The 20,495-nt window shown below is 73.9% G+C and carries 15 protein-coding genes, 1 tRNA gene and 2 pseudogenes; 6 read left to right on the plus strand and 12 right to left on the minus strand.

The genetic code is table 11. The annotated features are described in order from the left end of the window. Window positions 1-298 precede the first annotated feature (298 nt). Entirely contained in the window at window positions 299-1,444 is a 1,146-nt protein-coding gene (gene nicT / locus SZN_RS18590) for a Nickel transporter NicT (RefSeq protein WP_050815085.1), read from the plus strand. Between the two features lie 432 nt (window positions 1,445-1,876). After that, window positions 1,877-3,037: a serine hydrolase domain-containing protein gene (locus SZN_RS18595; protein WP_007497268.1), complete on the plus strand. Its 1,161-nt coding sequence runs from the start codon at window positions 1,877-1,879 to the stop codon at window positions 3,035-3,037. A gap of 229 nt (window positions 3,038-3,266) precedes the next feature. Here the strand turns inward: SZN_RS18595 and SZN_RS18600 are convergent, their stop codons facing one another. Continuing rightward, window positions 3,267-3,542, minus strand: coding sequence for a DUF1876 domain-containing protein (locus SZN_RS18600; RefSeq protein WP_043731627.1), 276 nt, complete (start codon window positions 3,540-3,542; stop codon window positions 3,267-3,269). Between the two features lie 267 nt (window positions 3,543-3,809). On the opposite strand from SZN_RS18600, the gene SZN_RS18605 reads away from it, so the two are divergent. Next, on the plus strand, window positions 3,810-5,282 hold the full coding sequence (locus tag SZN_RS18605) for a purple acid phosphatase family protein (protein WP_007497273.1): 1,473 nt from the start codon (window positions 3,810-3,812) through the stop codon (window positions 5,280-5,282). 21 nt (window positions 5,283-5,303) lie between these two features. Here the strand turns inward: SZN_RS18605 and SZN_RS18610 are convergent. From SZN_RS18610 to SZN_RS18625, 4 genes and pseudogenes are all read right to left on the minus strand, one after another. Beyond that, window positions 5,304-6,145 (minus strand): annotated as a pseudogene (locus SZN_RS18610) (EamA family transporter). Next, window positions 6,142-6,645 carry a YbaK/EbsC family protein gene (locus SZN_RS18615; RefSeq protein ID WP_007497278.1) on the minus strand — a complete coding sequence of 168 codons (504 nt, stop codon included), beginning with the start codon at window positions 6,643-6,645 and terminating at the stop codon, window positions 6,142-6,144. Before SZN_RS18615 ends, SZN_RS18610 begins: the two are co-directional and overlap by 4 nt. Window positions 6,646-6,773: 128 nt before the next feature. Next, window positions 6,774-9,008, minus strand: coding sequence for an MMPL family transporter (locus SZN_RS18620; RefSeq protein WP_007497280.1), 2,235 nt, complete (start codon window positions 9,006-9,008; stop codon window positions 6,774-6,776). Between the two features lie 115 nt (window positions 9,009-9,123). Then, window positions 9,124-9,723, minus strand: a complete 600-nt coding sequence (locus tag SZN_RS18625) for a TetR/AcrR family transcriptional regulator (RefSeq protein ID WP_007497282.1) — start codon at window positions 9,721-9,723, stop codon at window positions 9,124-9,126. Between the two features lie 217 nt (window positions 9,724-9,940). Between SZN_RS18625 and SZN_RS18630 the strand changes: the two genes are divergently transcribed. Next, a complete protein-coding gene (locus SZN_RS18630) occupies window positions 9,941-13,189 on the plus strand; it encodes a S41 family peptidase (RefSeq protein ID WP_007497284.1) in 3,249 nt (1,082 codons plus the stop codon). 101 nt (window positions 13,190-13,290) lie between these two features. On the opposite strand, the gene SZN_RS18635 is transcribed toward SZN_RS18630, so the two are convergent. The 4 genes from SZN_RS18635 to SZN_RS18650 form a co-directional block, all read right to left on the minus strand. Next, a complete protein-coding gene (locus tag SZN_RS18635; RefSeq protein ID WP_007497286.1) occupies window positions 13,291-13,515 on the minus strand; it encodes a hypothetical protein in 225 nt (74 codons plus the stop codon). Between the two features lie 85 nt (window positions 13,516-13,600). Continuing rightward, window positions 13,601-14,485 (minus strand): SDR family oxidoreductase, encoded by an 885-nt coding sequence (locus tag SZN_RS18640; protein WP_007497288.1) that lies wholly within the window; start codon window positions 14,483-14,485, stop codon window positions 13,601-13,603. Then, window positions 14,482-15,489 carry an alpha/beta fold hydrolase gene (locus SZN_RS18645; RefSeq protein ID WP_007497290.1) on the minus strand — a complete coding sequence of 336 codons (1,008 nt, stop codon included), beginning with the start codon at window positions 15,487-15,489 and terminating at the stop codon, window positions 14,482-14,484. The genes SZN_RS18640 and SZN_RS18645 overlap by 4 nt, the downstream gene beginning before the upstream one ends. Then, window positions 15,486-17,003: a flavin-containing monooxygenase gene (locus tag SZN_RS18650; RefSeq protein WP_007497292.1), complete on the minus strand. Its 1,518-nt coding sequence runs from the start codon at window positions 17,001-17,003 to the stop codon at window positions 15,486-15,488. Before SZN_RS18650 ends, SZN_RS18645 begins: the two co-directional genes overlap by 4 nt. Before the next feature lie 132 nt (window positions 17,004-17,135). On the opposite strand from SZN_RS18650, the gene SZN_RS18655 reads away from it, so the two are divergent. Then, window positions 17,136-17,861: a MerR family transcriptional regulator gene (locus SZN_RS18655; protein ID WP_007497294.1), complete on the plus strand. Its 726-nt coding sequence runs from the start codon at window positions 17,136-17,138 to the stop codon at window positions 17,859-17,861. Here the strand turns inward: SZN_RS18655 and SZN_RS18660 are convergent. Further along, window positions 17,858-18,661, minus strand: a complete 804-nt coding sequence (locus SZN_RS18660) for an exodeoxyribonuclease III (protein WP_043731619.1) — start codon at window positions 18,659-18,661, stop codon at window positions 17,858-17,860. The genes SZN_RS18655 and SZN_RS18660 overlap by 4 nt on opposite strands. A gap of 78 nt (window positions 18,662-18,739) precedes the next feature. On the opposite strand from SZN_RS18660, the gene SZN_RS18665 reads away from it, so the two are divergent. Further along, on the plus strand, window positions 18,740-19,216 hold the full coding sequence (locus tag SZN_RS18665; protein ID WP_007497298.1) for a GNAT family N-acetyltransferase: 477 nt from the start codon (window positions 18,740-18,742) through the stop codon (window positions 19,214-19,216). Window positions 19,217-19,554: 338 nt separating this feature from the next. Here the strand turns inward: SZN_RS18665 and SZN_RS18670 are convergent. Both SZN_RS18670 and SZN_RS18675 read right to left on the minus strand, forming a co-directional pair. Next, a tRNA-Ala gene (locus SZN_RS18670) sits at window positions 19,555-19,628 on the minus strand. An 84-nt stretch (window positions 19,629-19,712) separates the two neighbouring features. Continuing rightward, window positions 19,713-20,495: pseudogene (locus tag SZN_RS18675) on the minus strand (hypothetical protein); the annotation flags it as partial.

Raw genomic sequence — 20,495 nt, forward strand, 5'->3', positions numbered from 1 at the left:
AGCGGGCTCCTCCCACATGTGCGGGAGGTGAACCCTGCGCGACAGATAGGGACTCGCTCTTGCGATCGGTTCGCATCAAGCCCCTATCATCCGACGGTGCACCAACCCGGCGGACGACGAGAACGGGCAGGCGAGCGCGTGAACTCCCCGTCACAACCGGGCACTCCGGCGGCTCGACCCCACCCGGGCACTCCCCGGCCGCACCCACCGCATTGCCTACTGGGCTTAATTGCGACTAACTTGCAATAAGCCCGCGCGCCTGCGCGGGCCACGGTTCGCACTCCCCTGACGAGGATCGATGGTCACCAGCGTTGCACCGGAAGTCAGTACCGATCGAGGTGGCGGACGCCTCCGCTCCGCCTTCAGCCCCGGCGAGTGGCGGTCGATCGGCGCGATGTCCGCCGTCGTCGTCCTGCTCCACGTCGTGGGCTGGGGAGTGCTGGTCGTCGCGGTGGTGCCCCGCGACTACCAGCTCGGAACCACCGGCGTCTACGGAATCAACGTCGGCCTGACGGCGTACCTGCTCGGCGTGCGGCACGCCTTCGACGCGGACCACATCGCGTCGATCGACAACACGACCCGCAAGCTCGTCGGCGAAGGCAAGCCGTCGGTCAGCGCCGGTTTCTGGTTCTCCCTCGGCCACTCCTCGGTCGTCTTCGCCGCGAGCCTGCTGCTGGCCGTCGGCGTCCGCTCGGTGGCGGGCGTCGTTCAGGACGAGGACTCCGGGACCGCGCAGATGCTCGGCCTGGTCGGCACCATCGTCGCCGGCACCTTCCTGATGCTGATCGGCCTGATGAACCTCGTCGCGGCGGTCGGCATCGCCAAGGTCTTCCGCCGCATGCGCGCCGGGGAGTACGACGAGCAGGAACTCGAACGCCACCTCGACAACCGCGGCTTCCTGGCCCGCCTGCTGGCGCGGGCCACCAAGCGGGTCAGCAAGGCGTGGCACCTCTACCCGGTCGGCCTGCTCATGGGCCTCGGCTTCGACACCGCCAGCCAGGTCGCCCTGCTCGTGCTCGCCGCCGGCTCGGCCGCCTACGTCCTGCCGTGGTACGCCATCCTGGTCCTGCCCGTCCTCTTCGCCGCCGGGATGAGCCTCTTCGACACCGCCGACGGCGTCTTCATGTCACGCGCCTACGCCTGGGCGTTCCTCAAGCCGGTCCGCAAGGTCTTCTACAACCTGACGGTGACCGTGCTGTCCGTCGCGGTCGCCCTGGTCATCGGGCTCCTGGTCCTCGTCGGACTGATCGTCGACAGGCTCGGCATCGACTCGGGCCCCCTGGCCCTGCTGGCCTCCCTCGACCTGAACTACGTCGGTTTCGCCGTCGTCGGACTCTTCGTCGTGACGTGGGCCGTCGCCCTGGCCGTCTGGCGCTTCGGCCGTATCGAGGAGAAGTGGTCCACCGACCAGGCACCGCCCGGCCGGGCGTCCGCGGCCGAGTAGCCGCACGCCGGCCCCACGCTCCTACGCCCGGCCGGCACACGGTCGCGGGTCTGCGGCGGGGGCGTGAACCGGTCGGCATCCCGCGGCCGTTGGGCGTCACCGCTCTGGACCGGCCGCCCGGCAAGGGCGGCGGGCAGGGCAGCCGCACGCCCGTTCGCCGATCCCCGGCGAGGACGTGCCCGCCGCCGACGGCGGCATGCGGCGAACGCCCCGGCGGCGACGAGGCGACGCGCGCCGGCCGTCCGGTGCCGCCGGCCTCGGCCCCGTGCTCGGCGGCCCAAAGCGGGTGACGTCCCGGCGGCGGGTCTCGCCCGCGCGGGCCCGGCGAGAGGTCGGCCACACCGCGGAATCGAAGGCCGTCCGGCCATGTTGGACTGGCGGGCGCGGGCGCGGGTCGCGCGCCGGGCAGTCGGTCGCAGAGGGAGTACGGGCGTGGACGTGAACGGCACAGTGGCCGAGGGCTTCGAGCCGGTCCGGGAGGCGTTCGCCCGGAACTTCGCCGCCCTCGGGGAGCGCGGCGCCGCCGTCGCCGTGTACCGCGACGGACGCAAGGTCGTCGATCTGTGGGGCGGCACGAGGGACGTCGACGGCACGGGCCCCTGGCAGCGGGGCACCGCGCAGGTCGTGCGCTCGGCGACCAAGGGCGTCGCCGCGGCCGTGGCCCTGATGCTGCACGAGCGCGGCCGGCTGGACCTGGACGCGCCGGTGGCGGCGTACTGGCCGGAGTTCAAAGCCCACGGCAAGGAGCGGCTGCTGGTGCGGCACGTGCTGGGCCACCGGGCCGGAGTGCCCGTCCTGGACCGCCCGCTCACGCCGCGGGAGGCACTGGACCCGCACCGCGGGCCCGCCGCGGTGGCCGCGCAGGCTCCCGTCTGGGAGCCCGGCACCGACCACGGCTACCACGCCCTGACCTACGGCTGGCTGCTGGACGAGCTGGTGCGGCGGGTGACGGGCCGCTGGACCGGCGAGTGGCTCGCGGCGGAGGTCGCCGGTCCGCTCGGCCTGGACCTGTGGCTCGGGCTGCCGCCCGAGCGGGCGGACCGGGTGGGGCGCAGCGGCCGGGTCGAGGGACCGGAGCCGGCGGGCGCCCTGCGCGCGCGCCCCAAGCGCTCGGTCAGCGAGGCGTACCGGGACACGGACTCCCTCACGCGCCGCGCGTTCGCCGCCATCACGCCCTTCCCGGACCAGAACGACCCCTCCTGCCGGGCCGCCGCCCTGCCCGCGACCAACGGCATCGCCACCGCCGACGCGCTGGCCCGCTTCTACGCGGCGCTGATCGGCGAGGTCGACGGCGTACGGCTGCTCGCTCCGGCGACGGTGGAGCTGGCGCGCGCCGAGGAGTCGGCGGGGCCGGACCGCGTCCTGGTCGTCTCCACCCGCTTCGGCCTCGGCTACATGCTGCACGGCACCGCGTCCCCGCTGCTGGGGCCGGGCTCCTTCGGGCACCCGGGGCGCGGCGGCTCCCTCGGGTTCGCCGACCCTGAGGCGCGGATCGCGTTCGGCTATGTGACGAACGGCTTCCGCAAGACGGTCACGGCGGACCCGAGGGCGCAGGCGCTGGTCAGAGCGGTGCGCACGGCCATCGGCGGCTGACGGCCGACGGCGCCCCGGACCGGGGTCCGGACGTGGGCCGGGGGCCGGACGTGAACCACCGGGGTCCGGACATGGCCCGGGTCCGGACGTGGGCCGGGGGCCGGACGTGGGCCCAGGTCCGGACGTGGGCCGGAGGCCGGACGTGGCCGGGGGTAGGCCAAGGGTAGGCCGGGGGCCGGGGGTAGGCCGGGGGCCGGGGGTAGGCCGGGGGCCGGGGGTGGACCGCGGTTCAGACGTGGATCGGGTGCGAGACCCGCCCCGACGCAGCGTCGATCTCGCCGTGGGCCTTGCCGAGCATCCGCATCGCCAGCTCGTTCAGGGCGCGGGCCCCGGCGATCTCCTCACCGACCCGCGGCTGGAGGGAGTCGGTGTGGTGCCGGGTGGCGTGGCCGTGCGCCCGTACCTCGGTGCCGTCGGGGAGCCGTACCATCGCCACCGCGCGCGTGTGCTGGCCGTCCTCCTGGAACTCCAGCTCGACATGCCATCCCACTGTGGTGTGCATCATGACGATCACCTCCGGAAGACCTGCTTCCAGGGTGCTCCTCCCGGACGGTCCGCGCCCAGCGGATGACGCCTCCGCCGCCACATCCGCCGTATCCGGCTCATCCGTCACATCCATCACATTCGATCTGAACAGAACAAGCGGGGACGAGTGAGACTCGGCACACTCGCCGCGCGGACCGGTGTCCGGCTGCTTCCATGGAGAGGTCGCGCGCCGGACTGGCCCGGCCGACGCCGCTCCCCGTTCGCCGCCCCGGGCCGGACCGAGGTCATGCGCTGCTGCTTCTCCGCCCATCTGCCCGCGCTCGCGGCCCTGTCCGCCCTGCCGGGCCCCTGCGAGGTGCTGCGCTCCGGCGCGCGCCTCGCGCCCGCCCTGCTGCGCTCGGCCTCGGCCGCCGTGCAGCGGGCCCGCGCCCCGCACCCCGACGACCTGGCCGCCGTCCACCTCGAACTGGTCACGCTCACCGAGGACAGTGCCGTCATCACCTGGTACACGGGCGTCCCCGGCACCGACGACGGCCTGGGGCACCCCCTCCCCGCGGTCACCGAGGGCGAGGTCGTCTACGGCACCCATCCCAGCCGGCTCGACCGGGTCGCCTCCGAGGAGCGGGCCACCGCCCACCACCAGGTCGAACTGACCGGCCTCGAACCGGGGCAGACGTACTACTACCAGGCGCGTTCCCGCGGCAGGGCGGCGGCGCCCACCCCGCTGCACCTGGTGCGCGGCAACGCCGTCGGCACCTCGACGTACGGCTTCGGCTCCAGCGGCGGCCCCTACTCCTTCACCACTCCGCAGCCGCCACCCGGCCGGCACCTGCTGTCGGTGGCGCTCTGCAACGACCTGCACCTCGGGGAGACCACCGCGGGCCTGGTGGGCGGGCTGCCGCTGCTGCGCGGGGTGCCGCAGCAGCCGGGGCGGGAGCCGTACCCGCAGCTCATGAGCCGGGCCCTGGTCGCGGAGGCCCGGCGGCGCGGCGCCGACGTACTGCTCGCGGGCGGCGACCTCTCGGCGGGCGGCTCCGCGCACGACCTCGGCGAGGCCCGGCGCATCCTCGACGGGTTCGGCACCCACGGCCGGGACTACTTCGCCGTACGCGGGAACCACGACCGCTCCCCGGCCCCGCAGAACACCTTCCGCGCCGCGTTCCTCGACGACGGCGGCCCCGGCCACTTCGCCCACGACCTGGGCGGGCTGCGGATCATCGGTCTCGACACCTACGTCAAGAGCGGCAACGGCGCCGACGCGGGCGGTCTGGGGGCCGAGCAACTGGCCTGGTTCCGGGAGCGGTTGAGGGAGCAGCCGGACCAGCCGACGCTGGTGTTCGGGCACCATCCGCTGACCGTGCGGGACTCGGTCTTCCCGGTCACGCGGGGCCACTGCCTGGAGCGCCGGCAGGCGCGTGCCGTCGTGGACGCCTACACCGCCGCGCCCGGCGTCTTCCTGCACCACGCGGGCCACACCCACCGCAACAAGCGCACCGTGCTCGCGCGCGCCCCGCACGTCACCCAGCAGGAGGTCGCCGCCGCCAAGGAGTACCCGGGCGGGTTCACCCTGGTGCGCATCCACTCCGGCGGGTACGCCCTCAACCACTACAAGTCCGGTGCGCCGGCCGCCCGCCAGTGGAGCGAGCGCAGCCGCCGGGTGGCCGCGGGCCTGTGGCCGCACCACTCGCTGGGCCGCTCGGTCACCGACCGCAACAGCATGGCGCCCCACGACCTGTCGGGCGTCACAGGCCGCCGCTGAGAGGCCGGCGCCCCGCTCCCGTCAGGCGTACGGCATCAGCCCGATCCCCATGACGAGCGGGCCCGCGGCGGCGATGCGGGGCGCGCCGAAGCGCTCCTTGGAGAACACGGCGCCCATCGCCGCGCCCACCAGGATGGACGACTCCCGAAGGGCCGCGACCGGTGCCGGTTCCGCTCTGGTCTGGGCCCACAGGACCAGCCCGTAGGCGGTGACGGACAGCACGGCGCCGAGCAGGCCCAGCGCCGCGTGCGGCCGCAGCACGGAGAGGGTCGCGCGGCGCCATCGCCAGACGGCGCAGGCCGGGACGGCGAGGCCCTCGACCGCCATCAGCCAGGCGATGCAGCCGAGGGGCGACCCGGAGGCGCGCACGCCCAGCCCGTCGAGGACGGTGTACGCGGCGACGCTCAGCCCGGTCGCCAGCGCCGCCCCGATCGCGGCCCAGTCGGGCCGGCGCCCGCGCAGCTCCCACAGGGCGACGCCGGTCAGGCCCACGCTGCACAGCGCGATACCGGCCGCCGCCGTGCCGTCGGGCACCTCCTGGGCGGGCACGGCGGCGAGCACGGCCACGACGAGCGGCGCGGTGCCCCGCGCGATGGGGTAGACCTGCCCGAAGTCGCCCAGCCGGAAGGACGTCATCAGCAGCGCGAAGTAGACGGTGTGGACCAGCGCCGACGCCAGCAGGTAGGGCCAGGCGCGGGCCGCCGGGACGGCCGCGAACGGCATCAGGGCCAGCCCGATCAGCACCCCGCCGCCCGCGATCAGCGGAACCCGACGAGCTTGTCGGTGATCCGGCGGGCGATGGCGTTCCAGGACGCGTGGGTGACGGCCGCCAGCAGGACCGCGGCCGTCACCGGCAGGGTCACGAGGACTGCTCGCGCACGTCCACGAGGGTCGCGCCGGCGTGGGCGACGAGGGTCTTGGGTTCCATGGGGAAGACGGTGTGCGGGGTGCCGGCGGCCGCCCACACGACGTCGTGCTCCAGCAGCGAGCGGTCGGCGAGCACCCGGGTGCGGGTGCGGTGCCCGAAGGGCGGGACGCCGCCGATGGCGTACCCGGTCGTCTCCCGGACGATGTCGGCCCTGGCGCGGGTGACCCGGTCCGCGCCGAGTTCCCCGCGCACCCGCTCCAGGTCGACGCGGGAGGCGCCGTCCATGAGCACGAGCACCGGCACGCCGTCGGCGGCGAAGATCAGCGACTTGCAGATCTCGCTGAGTTCGCAGCCGAGCGCGGCCGCCGCCTCGGCGGCGGTGCGGGCGGCGTCCGGGAAGCGGCGGATCCGCGTGTGCAGTTCGCCGAGTCCGAGTTCTTCGAGGGCCTCGGCGAACCGGGGGTGGGCTCCGGATGCCGTGCTGTCGGTCGTCATGCGGGCACGCTAGCGGTGCGCGTACGGGGCACGCGAGCCCCTTTCGGGGGAAGCCGCACGCGGACCGGCCGGCGAGGGCGCCCGTCCCCACGGAGCCCTCACCGGCCGGTCGTCCCGGTCGCCCGCGGTCACACGCGGGCCGGCACGCGGTCCTCGTCGGGGTCGGCGTCCTTGCCGGACTCGCCCCGGCCGCGCAGGCCCTCGCCCTCGACGTCGACGTTGGGCAGGGCGCGGTCCAGCCACGCCGGCAGCCACCAGGCCCGCTTGCCCAGCAGGGCCAGGACGGCCGGGACGACGGCCATGCGCACGAGGAAGGCGTCGAAGAACACCGCGATCGCGAGGCCGAAGCCGATCATCTTGACCATGGACTCGCTGGAGCCGATGAAGCCCGCGAACACCGCGATCATGATCACCGCGGCCGCGGTGACGACCCGGGCGCCGTGCCTGAAGCCGGTGACCACGGCCTGGCCCGGCTTCTCCCCGTGGACGTACGCCTCGCGCATCCGGGTCACGAGGAACACCTCGTAGTCCATCGCGAGGCCGAAGACCACGCCGACCATGAAGATCGGCATCATGGACATCACCGGGCCGGTCTGCTCCACGCCCATGAGGCCCGCGAACCAGCCCCACTGGAAGACCGCGACGACCGCGCCGAGGGCGGCCAGCACGCTCAGCAGGAAGCCGAGCGCCGCCTTCAGCGGGACCAGCACCGAGCGGAAGACCACGATCAGCAGCAGGAAGGCAAGCCCGACGACCAGCGCCAGATAGGGCAGCAGGGCGTCGTTCAGCTTCTGCGAGACGTCGATGTTCATCGCGGTGGAGCCGGTGACCAGCACGTCCGCGTCGGTGGCGGCGGTCACCCGGGCGCCCTGGGCGCGGATGGCGTGCACGAGGTCCTGGGTCCGGGCCGACGAGGGCTTGGCGTCCGGGACGACGGTGATGGTGGCGGTGTCGCCCTCCTTGTTGGGTGCCGCGGGCGTGACCGTGGTGACGTTGTCCAGGCCCTCGATGTCGTTGCCGACCCGGTCGAAGACGGCCTTGGGGTCGTCGGCGCCCTTGGCGTCGACCACGACCATCAGGGGGCCGTTGAAGCCGGGGCCGAACCCGTCGGAGAGCAGGTCGTAGGCGCGGCGCTGGGTGGTGGAGACGGGCTGCGAGCCGTCGTCGGGCAGGCCCAGTTCGAGGGAGCTCGCGGGGATGGCCGCGGCGCCGAGACCGAGGACGCCCAGGAGCAGGACGGCGACGGGGCGGCGGACGACGAAGGAGGCCCAGCGGGTGCCCATGTTGGGCCTGGCGGGTCCGCCGGCGGCCGTCGCCTCGGCCCGGCCGCCGCGGGTCCGGCGGCTCTTGGCACCGGCGGGGCGCACCCGGCGCCCGGCGTAGCCGAGCAGGGCCGGGACCATGGTCAGGGCGATGAGCACCGCGACGACGACCGTGCCGGCCGCGGCGACGCCCATCTTGGTCAGCATCGGGATGTTGACCACCGACAGGCCGACCAGGGCGATGACCACGGTGAGGCCGGCGAAGACCACCGCGGAGCCCGCGGTGCCGACGGCCCGTCCGGCCGCCTCCTCCCGCTCGCGGCCCTCGGCGAGTTCCGCGCGGTAGCGGGAGACGATGAACAGGGCGTAGTCGATGCCGACCGCGAGGCCGATCATCATCGCCAGCGTGGAGGTGGTGGAGCCCAGTTCCAGGGCGCTCGCGAGCGCGGTGATCGTGGAGATGCCGATGCCGACGCCGATGAGGGCGGTCAGCAGCGGGAGTCCCGCGGCGAGCAGGGAGCCGAAGGTGATGACGAGGACGACCGCGGCGACGGCGATGCCGATGATCTCCGTGGTGCCGGTCGCGGGTGTCGTCTGGAGGGCGTCACCGCCGACCTCCACGGTCAGCCCGGCGTCGCGGGCCGACTGCGCGGCCTCCTCCAGCGCCTGGCGCGAGGCGTCCTTCAGCTCCATGCCGGAGACGTCGTAGCGCACCGAGGCGTAGGCGGTCGTGCCGTCGCGGCTGACGGCGCGCGCGGCGTAGGGGTCGGCGACGGAGGTGACCTCGGAGCCGTCGGACAGCTCCCGCACGGCGTCCTTCACGGTCGCCTTGTTCCCGGGGTCGGTCATCTTCCGGCCCTCGGGCGCCTTGAAGACGACCCGGGCGGTGGCGCCGTCGGCGCTCATCCCGGGGAAACGTTCCTCCAGCAGGTCGAAGGCTTTCTGCGCCTCGGTGCCGGGGATCGAGAAGGAGGTGGAGCCCGCGCTCGGGGCGGTGGCGGCGCCGACGCCCGCGAGGGTGAGCAGCGCGATCCAGACGAGGGCGACGGCGTGGCGTCGCCTGAAGGCGAGCCGGCCGAGTTTGTAGAGGAACGTGGCCACGGGGGCTACTCCCGGTCAGGTCGTGGGTTGGTGCTGGGCAGGGGTGATCAGCCCGACGACGTGAGCGGATACGTCAGGAGGATGGGCTTGCGTGCATGGGGGTGAAGGGGACCCGTCAGGGGACGGGGACGCCGAGGGCGGGGAGGACCACGGCGTCGATGTACGACATGAGGAAGTCCTGCGTGGGCGGCCGGTCGTCGATCAGCGAGCGCGTGGCGAACGCGCCGACGATCATGTGCACCACGTAGTCCAGCGCGGGACGGTCGGCGCGGATCTCACCGCGGTCGACGGCCCGTTGCATGATCCGGCGGAACTCGTCCATCTCCGGCTCGACGAGGAGTTCCCTGAACGCCTGCAGGAGATCAGGGTTTCCGTGCACCGCCATGAACAGACCGCGCATCAGCGCGGCGTTCTGCTGCATGGTGCAGTCGTCCTCACGGTAGGTGAGGGCGCGCAGGTCGCCCCGCAGGCTCCCGGTGTCGACGTCGTCGGCACCGCCCGGCTTGTTGTGCCGGATCGCCTTCGCCACCAGCTCCGGCTTGCCGCCCCACTGGCGGTAGAGCGTCGCCTTGCTGGACCGGGTGCGGGCCGCCACGGCGTCCATGGTGAGGGCGTCGTAGCCGACCTCCCGGAGCAGATCGAGGACGGCCGCGTACAGCTCGGCCTCCCGTTCGGGGGTGATGCGCGTGCGCCGCGCGGTCGACACCTCGGCCATCGCCGCCACCCTTCTGCTCCGAACGACACGGTTTCGTACACCACGACGATAACGCACCCTCAAACGAAACGAAACGGTTTCGTTCGTGTTCTGGGTCACGCGGCGCCGAACCCCCGCCCGGCCCGCCCGAACCCGCCTCCACACCCCCGCCCGGACGGCACTCGCGCCCCGCATGTCACGACTTGCCCCGGTCCGCCCCGCGCCCAAGCATGGGGAGGTGAGCTACCTGCGCCTACCGCATCTGAGCGGCGACCTGTTGTGCTTCGAGGCCGAGGACGACCTCTGGCTGGCCCCGCTGGACGGGCCGGGCCGCGCCTGGCGGCTCACCGTGGACCGCACCAAGATCGGCCACCCGCGCTTCTGCCCCGAGGGCCGCCGCATCGCCTACACGAGCTGGCGCACCCTCGTCCCCGAGATCCATCTGATCGACGTCGAGGGCGGCCCCGGCGTCCGGCTCACCCACTGGGGCTCGGCCGACACCCAGGTGTGCGGCTGGAGCCCCGACGGCACCGTCCTCGCCGTCGCCTCCCACGGCGAGCCCTTCTCCCACTACACCTGGGCCTACAAGGTCCGCCCCGACGGCGACCCCGGCCGCAGGCTGCCCTGGGGCCCGTGCGCCGACATCCAGGTCGCCGACCTCGACGGCGAGCGCCGGACCCTGCTGCTGACCGGCACCCCGCCGCACGAGCCCGCCTCCTGGAAGCGCTACCGCGGCGGCGCCACCGGCCGGCTGTGGCTGCACTGCGAACGGCTGCTCGCCGGCCTCGACGGCCATCTGCACTCCCCCATGTTCGCCGGCGGCCGCATCGCCTTCCTCTCCGACCACGAGGGCGTCGGCAACCTCTACTCCTGCGCCCGCGACGGCTCTGACCTGCGCCGGCACACCGACCACGACGCCTTCTACGCCCGGCACGCCTCCAGCGACGGCACCCGCGTGGTGTACCAGTGCGCGGGCGACCTGTGGATCGTGGACGACCTCGCCGCCGACTCCGGGCCGCGCCGCCTCGACGTGCGCCTGGGCGGGCCGAGTCCGGGCCGCCGCCCCTACCAGGTGCCCGCCGCCCAGCACCTCGACGGCCTCTCCGTCGACGAGACCGGCCGCGCCAGCGCGGTCGTCGTACGCGGCAGCCTGTACTGGCTGACCCACCGCGACGGCCCGGCCCGCACCCTCACCGACACCCCGGGGGTCCGGGTCCGGCTCCCCGAGATGCTCGGCCCGCTCGGCCAGGTCGCCTATGTGACGGACGCCGAGGGCGAGGACGCCGTCGAGATCGCCTCCCTGCCGCGCGCCACCGGCCACCGCGAGCCCCGCCGGCTGGCCTCCGGCGAGCTGGGCCGCGTCCTGGAGATGGTCGCCGACCCCGGCGGCGAACGCCTCGCCCTCGCCTCGCACGACGGCAGGCTGCTCCTGCTCGACACGACCGAGGACCCCGCCTCCGGGGGCGGCGCGGTCACCGAGCTGATCCGGTCGGCCAACGGGCCCGTGCGCGACCTCGCCTTCTCCCCCGACGGGACGTGGCTGACGTGGTCGCACCCCGGGATCGGCCGCTCCCTGCGCCAGATCAAGCTGGCGCGGATGAAGGACCGGCTGGTCGTCGACGTCACCGACGGCCGCTTCGAGGACGAGAACCCGGTCTTCACCCGCGACGGCCGCTATCTGGCGTTCCTCTCCTGGCGGGGCTTCGACCCCGTCTACGACGTCCACACCGGCGACCTCTCCTTCCCCCTGGGCTGCCGGCCCTATCTCGTGCCCCTGTCCTCGGCCACCCCCTCCCCCTTCGCGCTGACCCCGGAGGGCCGCCCCGCCGCGGGCGGACTGGACCCGGCACGGGACGAGGAGGGCGGCGAGGCGGGCACGACCACCGTCGAGACCGAGGGCCTGGCGAGCCGGGTGACGCCCTTCCCGGTCGCCGCCTCCAAGTACTCGGCGCTGCACCCCGTCACGGGCGGCGGGCTGGTCTGGCTGCGCTGGCCGATCTCGGGCGCGCTCGGCGAGACGTTCGCCAACCCCGACGACACGACCGGGCGGCCCACCCTCGAACACTTCACCATCGGCAAGGCCAAGAAGACCGAACTCGTCGACCACCTGGACTGGTTCGCGGTGAGCGGCGACGGCAGCCGGCTGGTCGTGGTCGACGAGGGCGAGCTGCGGGCGATCCCGGCCACCGAGTCCGGCGACGGGGACAGCGTCGTGTGGATCGACGCGCGCCGCATCCTGCACGAGGTGGACCCCGCCGCGGAGTGGCGGCAGTCCTACGACGAGGCGGGCCGGCTGATCCGGGCCTACTTCTGGGACCCGGGCATGTGCGGCATCGACTGGGACGCCGTCCTCGACCAGTACCGCCCGCTGGTCGAACGGGTCGCCTCCCCCGACGACTTCGCCGACCTGCTGCGCGAGGTGCTCGGCGAACTGGGCACCTCCCACGCGTACGTCACCCCCGCCCGCCGCAACGAGGGGCCCGCGCACTGCCAGCGGCGCCAGGGCCTGCTGGGCGCCAACCTCACCCGCCGCGACGAGGGCTGGACGGTCCGGCGCATCCTGCCCGGCGAGTCCTCCGACTCCAAGGCCCGCTCCCCGCTGGCCGGCACCGGCATCCGCGAGGGCGCGGTGCTCACCCACGTCGACGGCCGCCCCGTGCATCCCGTCACCGGGCCCGCGCCGCTGCTCGCCGCGGCCGGCGGGACCACCGTCGAGCTCACCTTCACCCCGGCCGGGGGCGAGGCGGGCGGCGCCCGCCGGGTGGCGGTCGTGCCGCTCACCGACGAACGCCCCCTGCGCTACCAGGACTGGGTCGCCAAACGCCGGGCCGTGGTGGGGGAGTTGAGCGGCGGGCGGTGCGGCTATCTGCACATCCCCGACATGGGCGGCTCGGGCTGGGCGCAGTTCAACCGGGATCTGCGCCGGGAGATGTCCCGCCCCGCCCTCATCGTCGACGTGCGCGGCAACGCGGGCGGCCACATCAGCGAACTCGTCGTGGAGAAGCTGACCCGCACCGTCCTCGGCTGGGACCTCACGCGCGACGCCGAGCCGGTGTCGTACGCCTCGAACGCCCCTCGCGGCCCGGTCGTCGCCCTCGCCGACGAGGCGACCTCCTCGGACGGCGACATGATCACCGCGGCCTTCAAGCTGCTGGGGCTCGGGCCCGTCGTCGGCCAGCGCACCTGGGGCGGGGTGGTCGGCATGACCGGCCGGCACCGCCTCGGCGACGGCACGGTGATCACGGTCCCGATGAACGCGGCCTGGTTCGACGCCTACGGCTGGTCCGTAGAGAACAAGGGCGTCACCCCGGACCTGGAGATCCTGCGCACCCCCCTGGACTGGGCGGAGGGCCGCCACGCCCAGCTCGCCGACGCCGTCGAACTGGCCCTGGAACTCCTTGAGTCCGAGCCCGCCGCGACTCCCCCGGACCGCTCCCGCGTCCCGGACCGCTCCCGCCCGAAGCTGCCGCCCCGGCCCGCCTCCTGACGGACCGCGCGCGAAGCGCCCCGGCGCACGGCAGACGCGGCGCACGGCAGACACGGGGCGCCCTCCCTGAAGGGGGCACCCCGCGTCCTCACCGCGCCGACCTACCGGTCGTAGTCCAGGTCGAAGCGCTCCTCGTCCTCGCGCATACGGCGGGGCTCGTCCTCGCGCATGCGGCGGGGCTCCTCCTCGCGCTGCGGACGCTCACGGTCGCGGTCGCGGCCGGGCTCGCGACCGGGCTCGCGGTCGCGCTCCGGCTGCTGGCCGTGCTGGCGCGCACGCTGCTGGAGCTGCTCGGACTTCTCCTGGAACTGGTCCTTCATGCCCATGTGGGTTCACTCCCGTAGTGGGTGGGGCGGCCCCTCGCTGGGGCCTCGACCAGATTCACACGCCCCATCACCCTGCGCATGTCGATCAGTTACGCCGCGTAGTCCTGTGCTGCTCGTCGGCCGCACCGCCCGCTCCGACCAGTCCCGTGCGCATGCCGTCCAGCCGGTCCGCGAACCGCCGCATCTCCCGCTGCCCCACCGTGCCGATGAGGCCCGGCAGATACCCGCGCACCCCCTGCATCCCGCGCAGCCACCACTGCCCGTAGACATGGCTGGAGCGCCGCTCGATCCCGGCCACGATCCGGTCGACGGCCGGGCCCAGCGGATACGTCTTGTTGGACGGCCACGGCAGCCGCTGCCTCAACTCCCGCATCACGTCGTCCTGATCGGCGCCGCGCACCATGTCGGTGTCCGTCCAGGACAGATACCCGACACCCACCCGCACGCCCCGGTGGCCGACTTCGGCCCGCAGGCTGTGCGCGTACGCCTCCACGCCCGACTTCGACGCGCAGTACGCCGTCATCATCGGCGCCGGTGTGATCGCCGCGAGCGAGGCGATCTGGAGCAGATAGCCGCGGCTCTCCGTCAGCAGCGGCAGGAACGCCCGTGCCGTCACCGCCGATCCGATGAGGTTGACCTCGATGACCCGCCGCCAGGCGTCCGGGTCGGAGTCGGCGAACGGACCGCCGGTCGCCACACCGGCGTTGGCCACGACGATGTCGGCCTTCCCGAACCGCTCCTTCACCTCCCGGGCCACCTGCGCCATCGCCGCGTGGTCGGTGACGTCGGCGTGCCAGTGCCCGCTGTCGCCGTGCAGCCGCTCCGAGACCTGTTTGAGGGCGTCCGGCTCCAGCCCGACCAGCGCCACCGCGGCGCCCCGCGCCGAGAGCTTGCGCGCGAGCAGTTCCCCCACGCCCCGTGCCGCGCCCGTGACGACGGCGACCTGCCCTTCGAGGCTCACCCTGCTCATGCGCCCTCCTTGACCTGCGAGTCCGTCTCGCTGTGCGGGTCCGTGCCGGTCTGTGCGTCCGTGCCGGTCTGTGCGTCCGTGCCGGTCTGTGCGTACGTGCCGGTCTGTGCGTACGTGCCGGCGAGTTCCCGTATCCTCCCGGTCACCAGCTCGGGAGCCTCGACGGGCGTCATGTGCCCGAGGCCCGGCAGTTCGGTGACGCCGAGGCAGTGCGGCAGGGCCGCCGCCAGCGAACGGGTGTGCACGGGAGGGGTCAGCCGGTCGGCCGTGCCGACGACCACCGCCGTCGGCACCGTCAACTCCCGCACCCCGTCGTCGAGATCGAGCAGATCGAGGACGCGCGACCAGGCGTGGCGGGCCCGGCGCGGGCAGGCGTGCACGATCCGCGCGCACGCCTCGACCATGTGCGGGGCCGAACCCGGGCCCATCGTGGCGTACTTGAGGATCGCGCGGGCCACCGGCGTGACCGGTCCGAGCGGTGCGCGCGAGCCGAGGACCCGCCCGGTCAGCCAGGTCCGCAGCCGTCCCGGCCGCAGCGGCAGCACCGTCGACTCGGCGACCAGCCGCGAGGCTCCCGTGCTGCACAGCAGGACGGCGGCGGTGTGCGCGCGGAACACCGGGCGAGCCGCGGCGGCCAGCACCGTCATGCCGCCCATGGAGTGCCCGGCGACCACGGCCTTCTCACCGGGCGCGAGGGCGGCGCCGAGGACGGCTTCGAGGTCGTCGGCGAGGGCCTCGGGGCTGCACGCCCGACTCGCCGGGCTGCGGCCGTGGCCGCGCTGATCGTAGGCGATCACCCGGTGGTCGGCGGCCAGTTCGCGTATCTGCGCGGCCCAGAAGGCCGTGGAGCAGGTCCAGCCGTGCGCGAGGACGACGGCGGGCGCGCCCTCGGGCCCGTGCACCTCGACGTGCAGCCGCGCGCCGTCGGCGGAGACGGCCGTCAGCTCACGGGCGGGGACGGGCGGGGCGTAGGGCCCGAGGGCCGCCGCGGTCAGCCGGCTCACGCGGACACCTCCGCGGCCGTCTCCCGTGCCCCGCCTCCGCCGGCGGCGGGCCGCACCACGCGGTACTCGCCGAGGTCGACGCGCCGGGTGGCCCGCCGGAACTCCGCGGTCGTGCCCGGCCAGATGGTGGTGTTGCGGCCGTTCGCGTCCAGGTACCAGCTCGTGCAGCCGCCCGTGTTCCACACGGTCCGCTTCATCCGCTCCTGCACCCGCCGGTTCCAGTCGCTCACCGCGCCCGGCCGGGCGTCCAGGGCGACCCGGCCGCCCAGGACGTCCAACTGGCGCAGATAGTCGGCGAGATAGTTCAGCTGGGACTCGATCATCAGGATCATCGAGGAGTTGCCGAGGCCCGTGTTGGGGCCGATGATCGACACCCAGTTGGGGAACCCGGCGGCGGACGCGCCGCGCAGCGCCTCCATCCCGCCCTTCCACACCTCGGCGAGGGTGCGGCCCTCGGCGCCCACCACCCGCTCGGCGATGGGCATGTCGGTGACGCGGAAGCCCGTGCCGAAGACGATCGCGTCGGCCTCGGCCTCGCTGCCGTCCGCGGCGACGAGCGTCGAGCCGCGGATCTCGCCCAGCCCGCTCGCGACGACGTCCACGTTGGGCCGGGCCAGCGCCGGGTAGTACTCGCTCGACAGCAGGATCCGCTTGCAGCCGATGCGGTAGTCGGGGGTCAGCTTGGCGCGCAGCGCCGGGTCCTTGACGGCCCGCGCCATGTTCCGCTTGGCCAGGCTCTCGATCATGCCGAGTTCGTTGGGCCGCTTGGTGAACGCCTGGACCTGCAACTCCCGGATGCCCCACAGCAGTCCGCGGCGCAGCCGGGTGGTGAAGGGCAGGGCCCGGTGCAGGGCGCGCTCGGCACCGCTGATGGCGCGGTCCATGCGGGGCATGACCCAGGGCGGGGTGCGCTGGAAGAGGGTGAGGCGCTCCACCCGCGGCTGGACGGCCGGCACGATCTGGATGGCGGAGGCGCCGGTGCCCACCATGGCGACGCGCTTGCCGCTCAGGTCGTAGTCGTGGTCCCAGCGGGCGGAGTGGAAGACCTTGCCGGGGAAGGTGTCCAGGCCCGGGATGTCCGGGATCTTCGGGTCGGAGAGCGGTCCGGTGGCGGAGACGACGAGGTCGGCGGACAGGTCCCCGCCGGCTGTCTCGATGTCCCAGCACAGCCGCTCGCCGTTCCAGGTCATCCGCAGCACCTCCGCGTCGAAGCGGAGGTGCGGCCGCAGCCCGAAGACGTCCGTGACGTGCTCCAGGTAGGCGCGGATGTGCTCCTGCCCGGAGAAGGCGCGCGGCCAGTCGGGGTGGGGCGCGAAGGAGAACGAGTACAGATGGGACGGCACGTCGCACGCGCATCCCGGATAGCTGTTGTCCCGCCAGGTGCCGCCGACGCTGCCGGCCCGCTCCAGGACGACGAAGTCGGTGACGCCCTCGCGCCGCAGCCGCACGGCGGCTCCCAGCCCGCCGAACCCGGACCCGATGACCGCGACCCGCACATGTTCGCGTTCGGCCATGCCTGTGCCTCCTTGCTCCACCAGGAACCGCGCCAGTGAACACTGGCACAGTGGGGAGACTAGAGGAGGTCCGTACCGACCGGTAGGGGGCTGCCGAGGAAAGTTACCGCCGGTACGAACTAAGGTTCCCGAGTGACCGAGATCCGTGAGTACCGCAGGGAGGAACTGGCCCGCCTGGCCGGCATCACGGTGCGCACCCTGCGCTTCTACCGCGAACGCAAGCTGATCCCGCCCCCGCGCCGCGAGGGCCGCATCGCCTGGTACGACGACCACCACCTGGCCCGGCTGCGCACCATCGCGGCGCTGCTGGAGCGCGGCCACACCCTCACCGGGATAGCGGAGCTGGCCGAGGCCCTCGACCACGGCCGCGACGTCGCCGACGTCCTCGGCGTCACCCCCACCGAGGAGGAGCCGGTCCGCCTCACCCCCGAGGAACTGGCCGCCCGCTTCGAGGGCCAGGTCACCCCGGACAACCTCGCGGCCGCCCTGGACCTCGGCTATCTCGGCACCGACGGCGACGAGATCGTCCACATCAGCCGCCGCCTGCTGGACGTCTCCTCCGCCCTGGTCCGCGAGGGCATCCCCCTCGCGGAGGTCCTGGCGGCCGGCAGGCGCGTGCGCGAACACGTCGACGCGCTGGCCGACATGTTCGCCGACCTGGTCCTGCGCCACACCGAGGAGGAGGACGCCGTCCAGCGGCTGCGCCCCCTGGCCCGCAGCGTCGTCGAAGCGGAGCTCTCCCTGGCCCTGGACCGCCGCCTGCGCAGGGACGGCGAGCACGGCGAGGGACCCCAGCGGGGCCAGCGGCCTGAGGGGTCCGGCGGGCCTGAGGGGCCCAGCGGGTCTGGCGCCTTCTAACGGTCGTAGACCACCGTCACGGGGGCGTGGTCCGACCAGCGTTCGGCGTGCGTGGCGGCGCGCTCGACATGCCCCTTGCGCGCCTTCGCGGCGAGCCCCGGCGTCGCCACGTGGTAGTCGATGCGCCAGCCCGTGTCGCTGTCGAAGGCCCGCCCGCGGTACGACCACCACGAGTACGGCCCCTCGACGTCCGGGTGCAGCGACCGCACGACGTCGACGTAGCCGCCGTCCGCCGGATCGAGGACCCGGGACAGCCACTCCCGCTCCTCCGGCAGGAACCCGGAGTTCTTGGTGTTGGCGCGCCAGTTCCTGAGGTCGGCCTGCCGGTGGGCGATGTTCCAGTCGCCGCAGACCAGCACCTCGCGGCCGTCTGCGGCGGCGCGCTCGCGCAGGGCCTTCAGATGGGCCAGGAACTCGCCCGTGAAGCGGGACTTCTCCTCCTGGCGCTCGGTTCCGGCCTCGCCGGAGGGCAGGTAGAGGGAGGCGATCGTCACACCCGGGAGGTCGGCCTCCGCGTAACGGCCGCTCGCGTCGAACTCGTCCGATCCGAAGCCGACCCGGACCCGGTCGGGCTCGCGGCGCGTGTACAGCGAGACGCCGGCGCGGCCTTTGGCGGCGGCGGGGGCGTGCAGGACGTGCCAGCCGTCGGGCGCGCGCACGTGCTCGGGCAGCTGGTGCGGCTCCGCGCGGACCTCCTGGAGGCACACCACGTCGGCTTCGGTGGCGGCGAGCCACTCCACGAAGCCCTTTTTCGCGGCGGCCCGCAGCCCGTTCACATTCACAGAGGTCACAGTGAGCACCCGGGCACTTTACCGGCACACTGGACGCTGTCCGGTCCTGGAATCCTCAGGCCATTGAATTGATTTACGGTATCCAGCATGCACATACGCCCCGTCCCCTTCGACCACCCCGACGCGATCAAGCTCAACGACCAGGTGCAGGCCGAGTACGGCGTCCGCTACGGCGACGGCGGCGACGCCACCCCCCTGGCCGCGGCCGACTTCGCGCCGCCGAACGGGCTCTACCTGGTCGCCTACGACCCGGCGGGCGACCCGGTCGCCTCCGGCGGCTGGCGGCGCCAGGACGAGAACGGCGAGGGCAACGCAGACGGGGACGCCGAGCTCAAGCGGATGTACGTCGTGGAACAGATGCGCGGCCGCGGCCTCGCCCGGCGCATCCTGGCCGCGCTGGAGGAGGACGCGCGGGCGGCGGGGCGCAGCCGCATGGTGCTGGAGACCGGCGCCAAGCAGCCGGAGGCGGTGGCGCTGTACGCGTCGAGCGGCTACGAGCCGTGCGGGAAGTTCGGCTACTACCGCTTCCACGAACTGAGCCTGTGCTACGCCAAGTCCCTGTGACCCTCCCGGGCGGGCCCCGCGCCCGCCCTCCCGGGAAGGCGAAGGTCCCGTCCGATCAACCGATCGGACGGGACCTTTCAACTATCCGGGTTTGCCCGGAAGTTGGTGCGGTCGCAACTCACCGAACGCATCGCAGCGGCCCCGGCACCCCGGGGCCCGCTGCGATGCGCGCGACACGGAAACGCGGGACAGCGGCACGGCCACGCTCCACGTCCGCCGCCGTCCACCACCCCCAACACCCTCGGACAGACCCCGGAAACGACGAAGATCCCGACCGATCAAGAAGATCGGCGGGATCTCGTCAACCGCTCCCGAGCTAACTCAAGAACAGTCGTGCGTGGACCTGAGGGGATTCGAACCCCTGGCCCCCTCGATGCGAACGAGGTGCGCTACCGGACTGCGCCACAGGCCCTTGCAACGAGTGAAACTTTAGCACCCCGATCGGCCTGCTTGGAAATCCGTTCCGGGCAGGCCGGGGGCCGTCGGCGGGTGCCGGTCATTCGTTGGCGGCCCGGGGCCGGTCGCCCTCTTCGTACTGGTCGAACAGCGGGGTGCGGCCGCGCTCGCGTGCCCGGCGGGCGGAGGCGGCCCTGCGGTCGTTACGGCCGCCTCCCTCCGCGCGGTCGTCGTCGCGCCCGCTCTCCTCGGCCTGCCCCGGCTGCGCGGCGGGGGCCGCGCCGGCCGCCGTCTCGTCCTCCCGGGCGACGGGGCCGGAGCGGGCCGAGCTCCACGCGTCCGGGGCGCCGAGGTCGACGTCGGCGGTGGCGCGGGGGGCGACCGGGGCGGTCACGTACGTCGGCAGGGGCACGGGGACCGGGTCCCAGCTGTCGCCGTGTCCGGGCCGCAACTGCCGCTCGCGCTGCTGGTCGACCCACTCGGCGTGGTCGGTCTGCTCCACTAGGGCGCGCCGGTCCGCGGCGAGCGTGGACATGCCGGTCCCGGTGGCTGGTTCGGGCCCCTCGTCGGCGTCGGGGAGGTCGCAGCCGGTGTCGGCGGCGCCGCGGCGGCGCGACTGGCGGGCGCGCTCGCGCAGCCGCTGCGCGGCGACCTCGGCGCGGCGCCGGTCCATCTGGTAGGTGAAGCGGCGCCGCTCCTGGCTGCGCAGGTAGGCGATGTACCCGCTGAGCAGGACGGCGGGGACGCCGGGCGCCCACAGGAGTCCGAGTCCGCCGACCGCGGCGACGATCGCGCCGAGGGTGAAGGCGAGGAAGAGGACCACGGTGGTGCGCCTGCGGCGCGCGAGGACCTTCAGGCGCCGGGCGCGTGCCGCGGCCGCCTC

Source organism: Streptomyces zinciresistens K42, from assembly GCF_000225525.1.
GTDB classification, from domain to species: domain Bacteria; phylum Actinomycetota; class Actinomycetes; order Streptomycetales; family Streptomycetaceae; genus Streptomyces; species Streptomyces zinciresistens.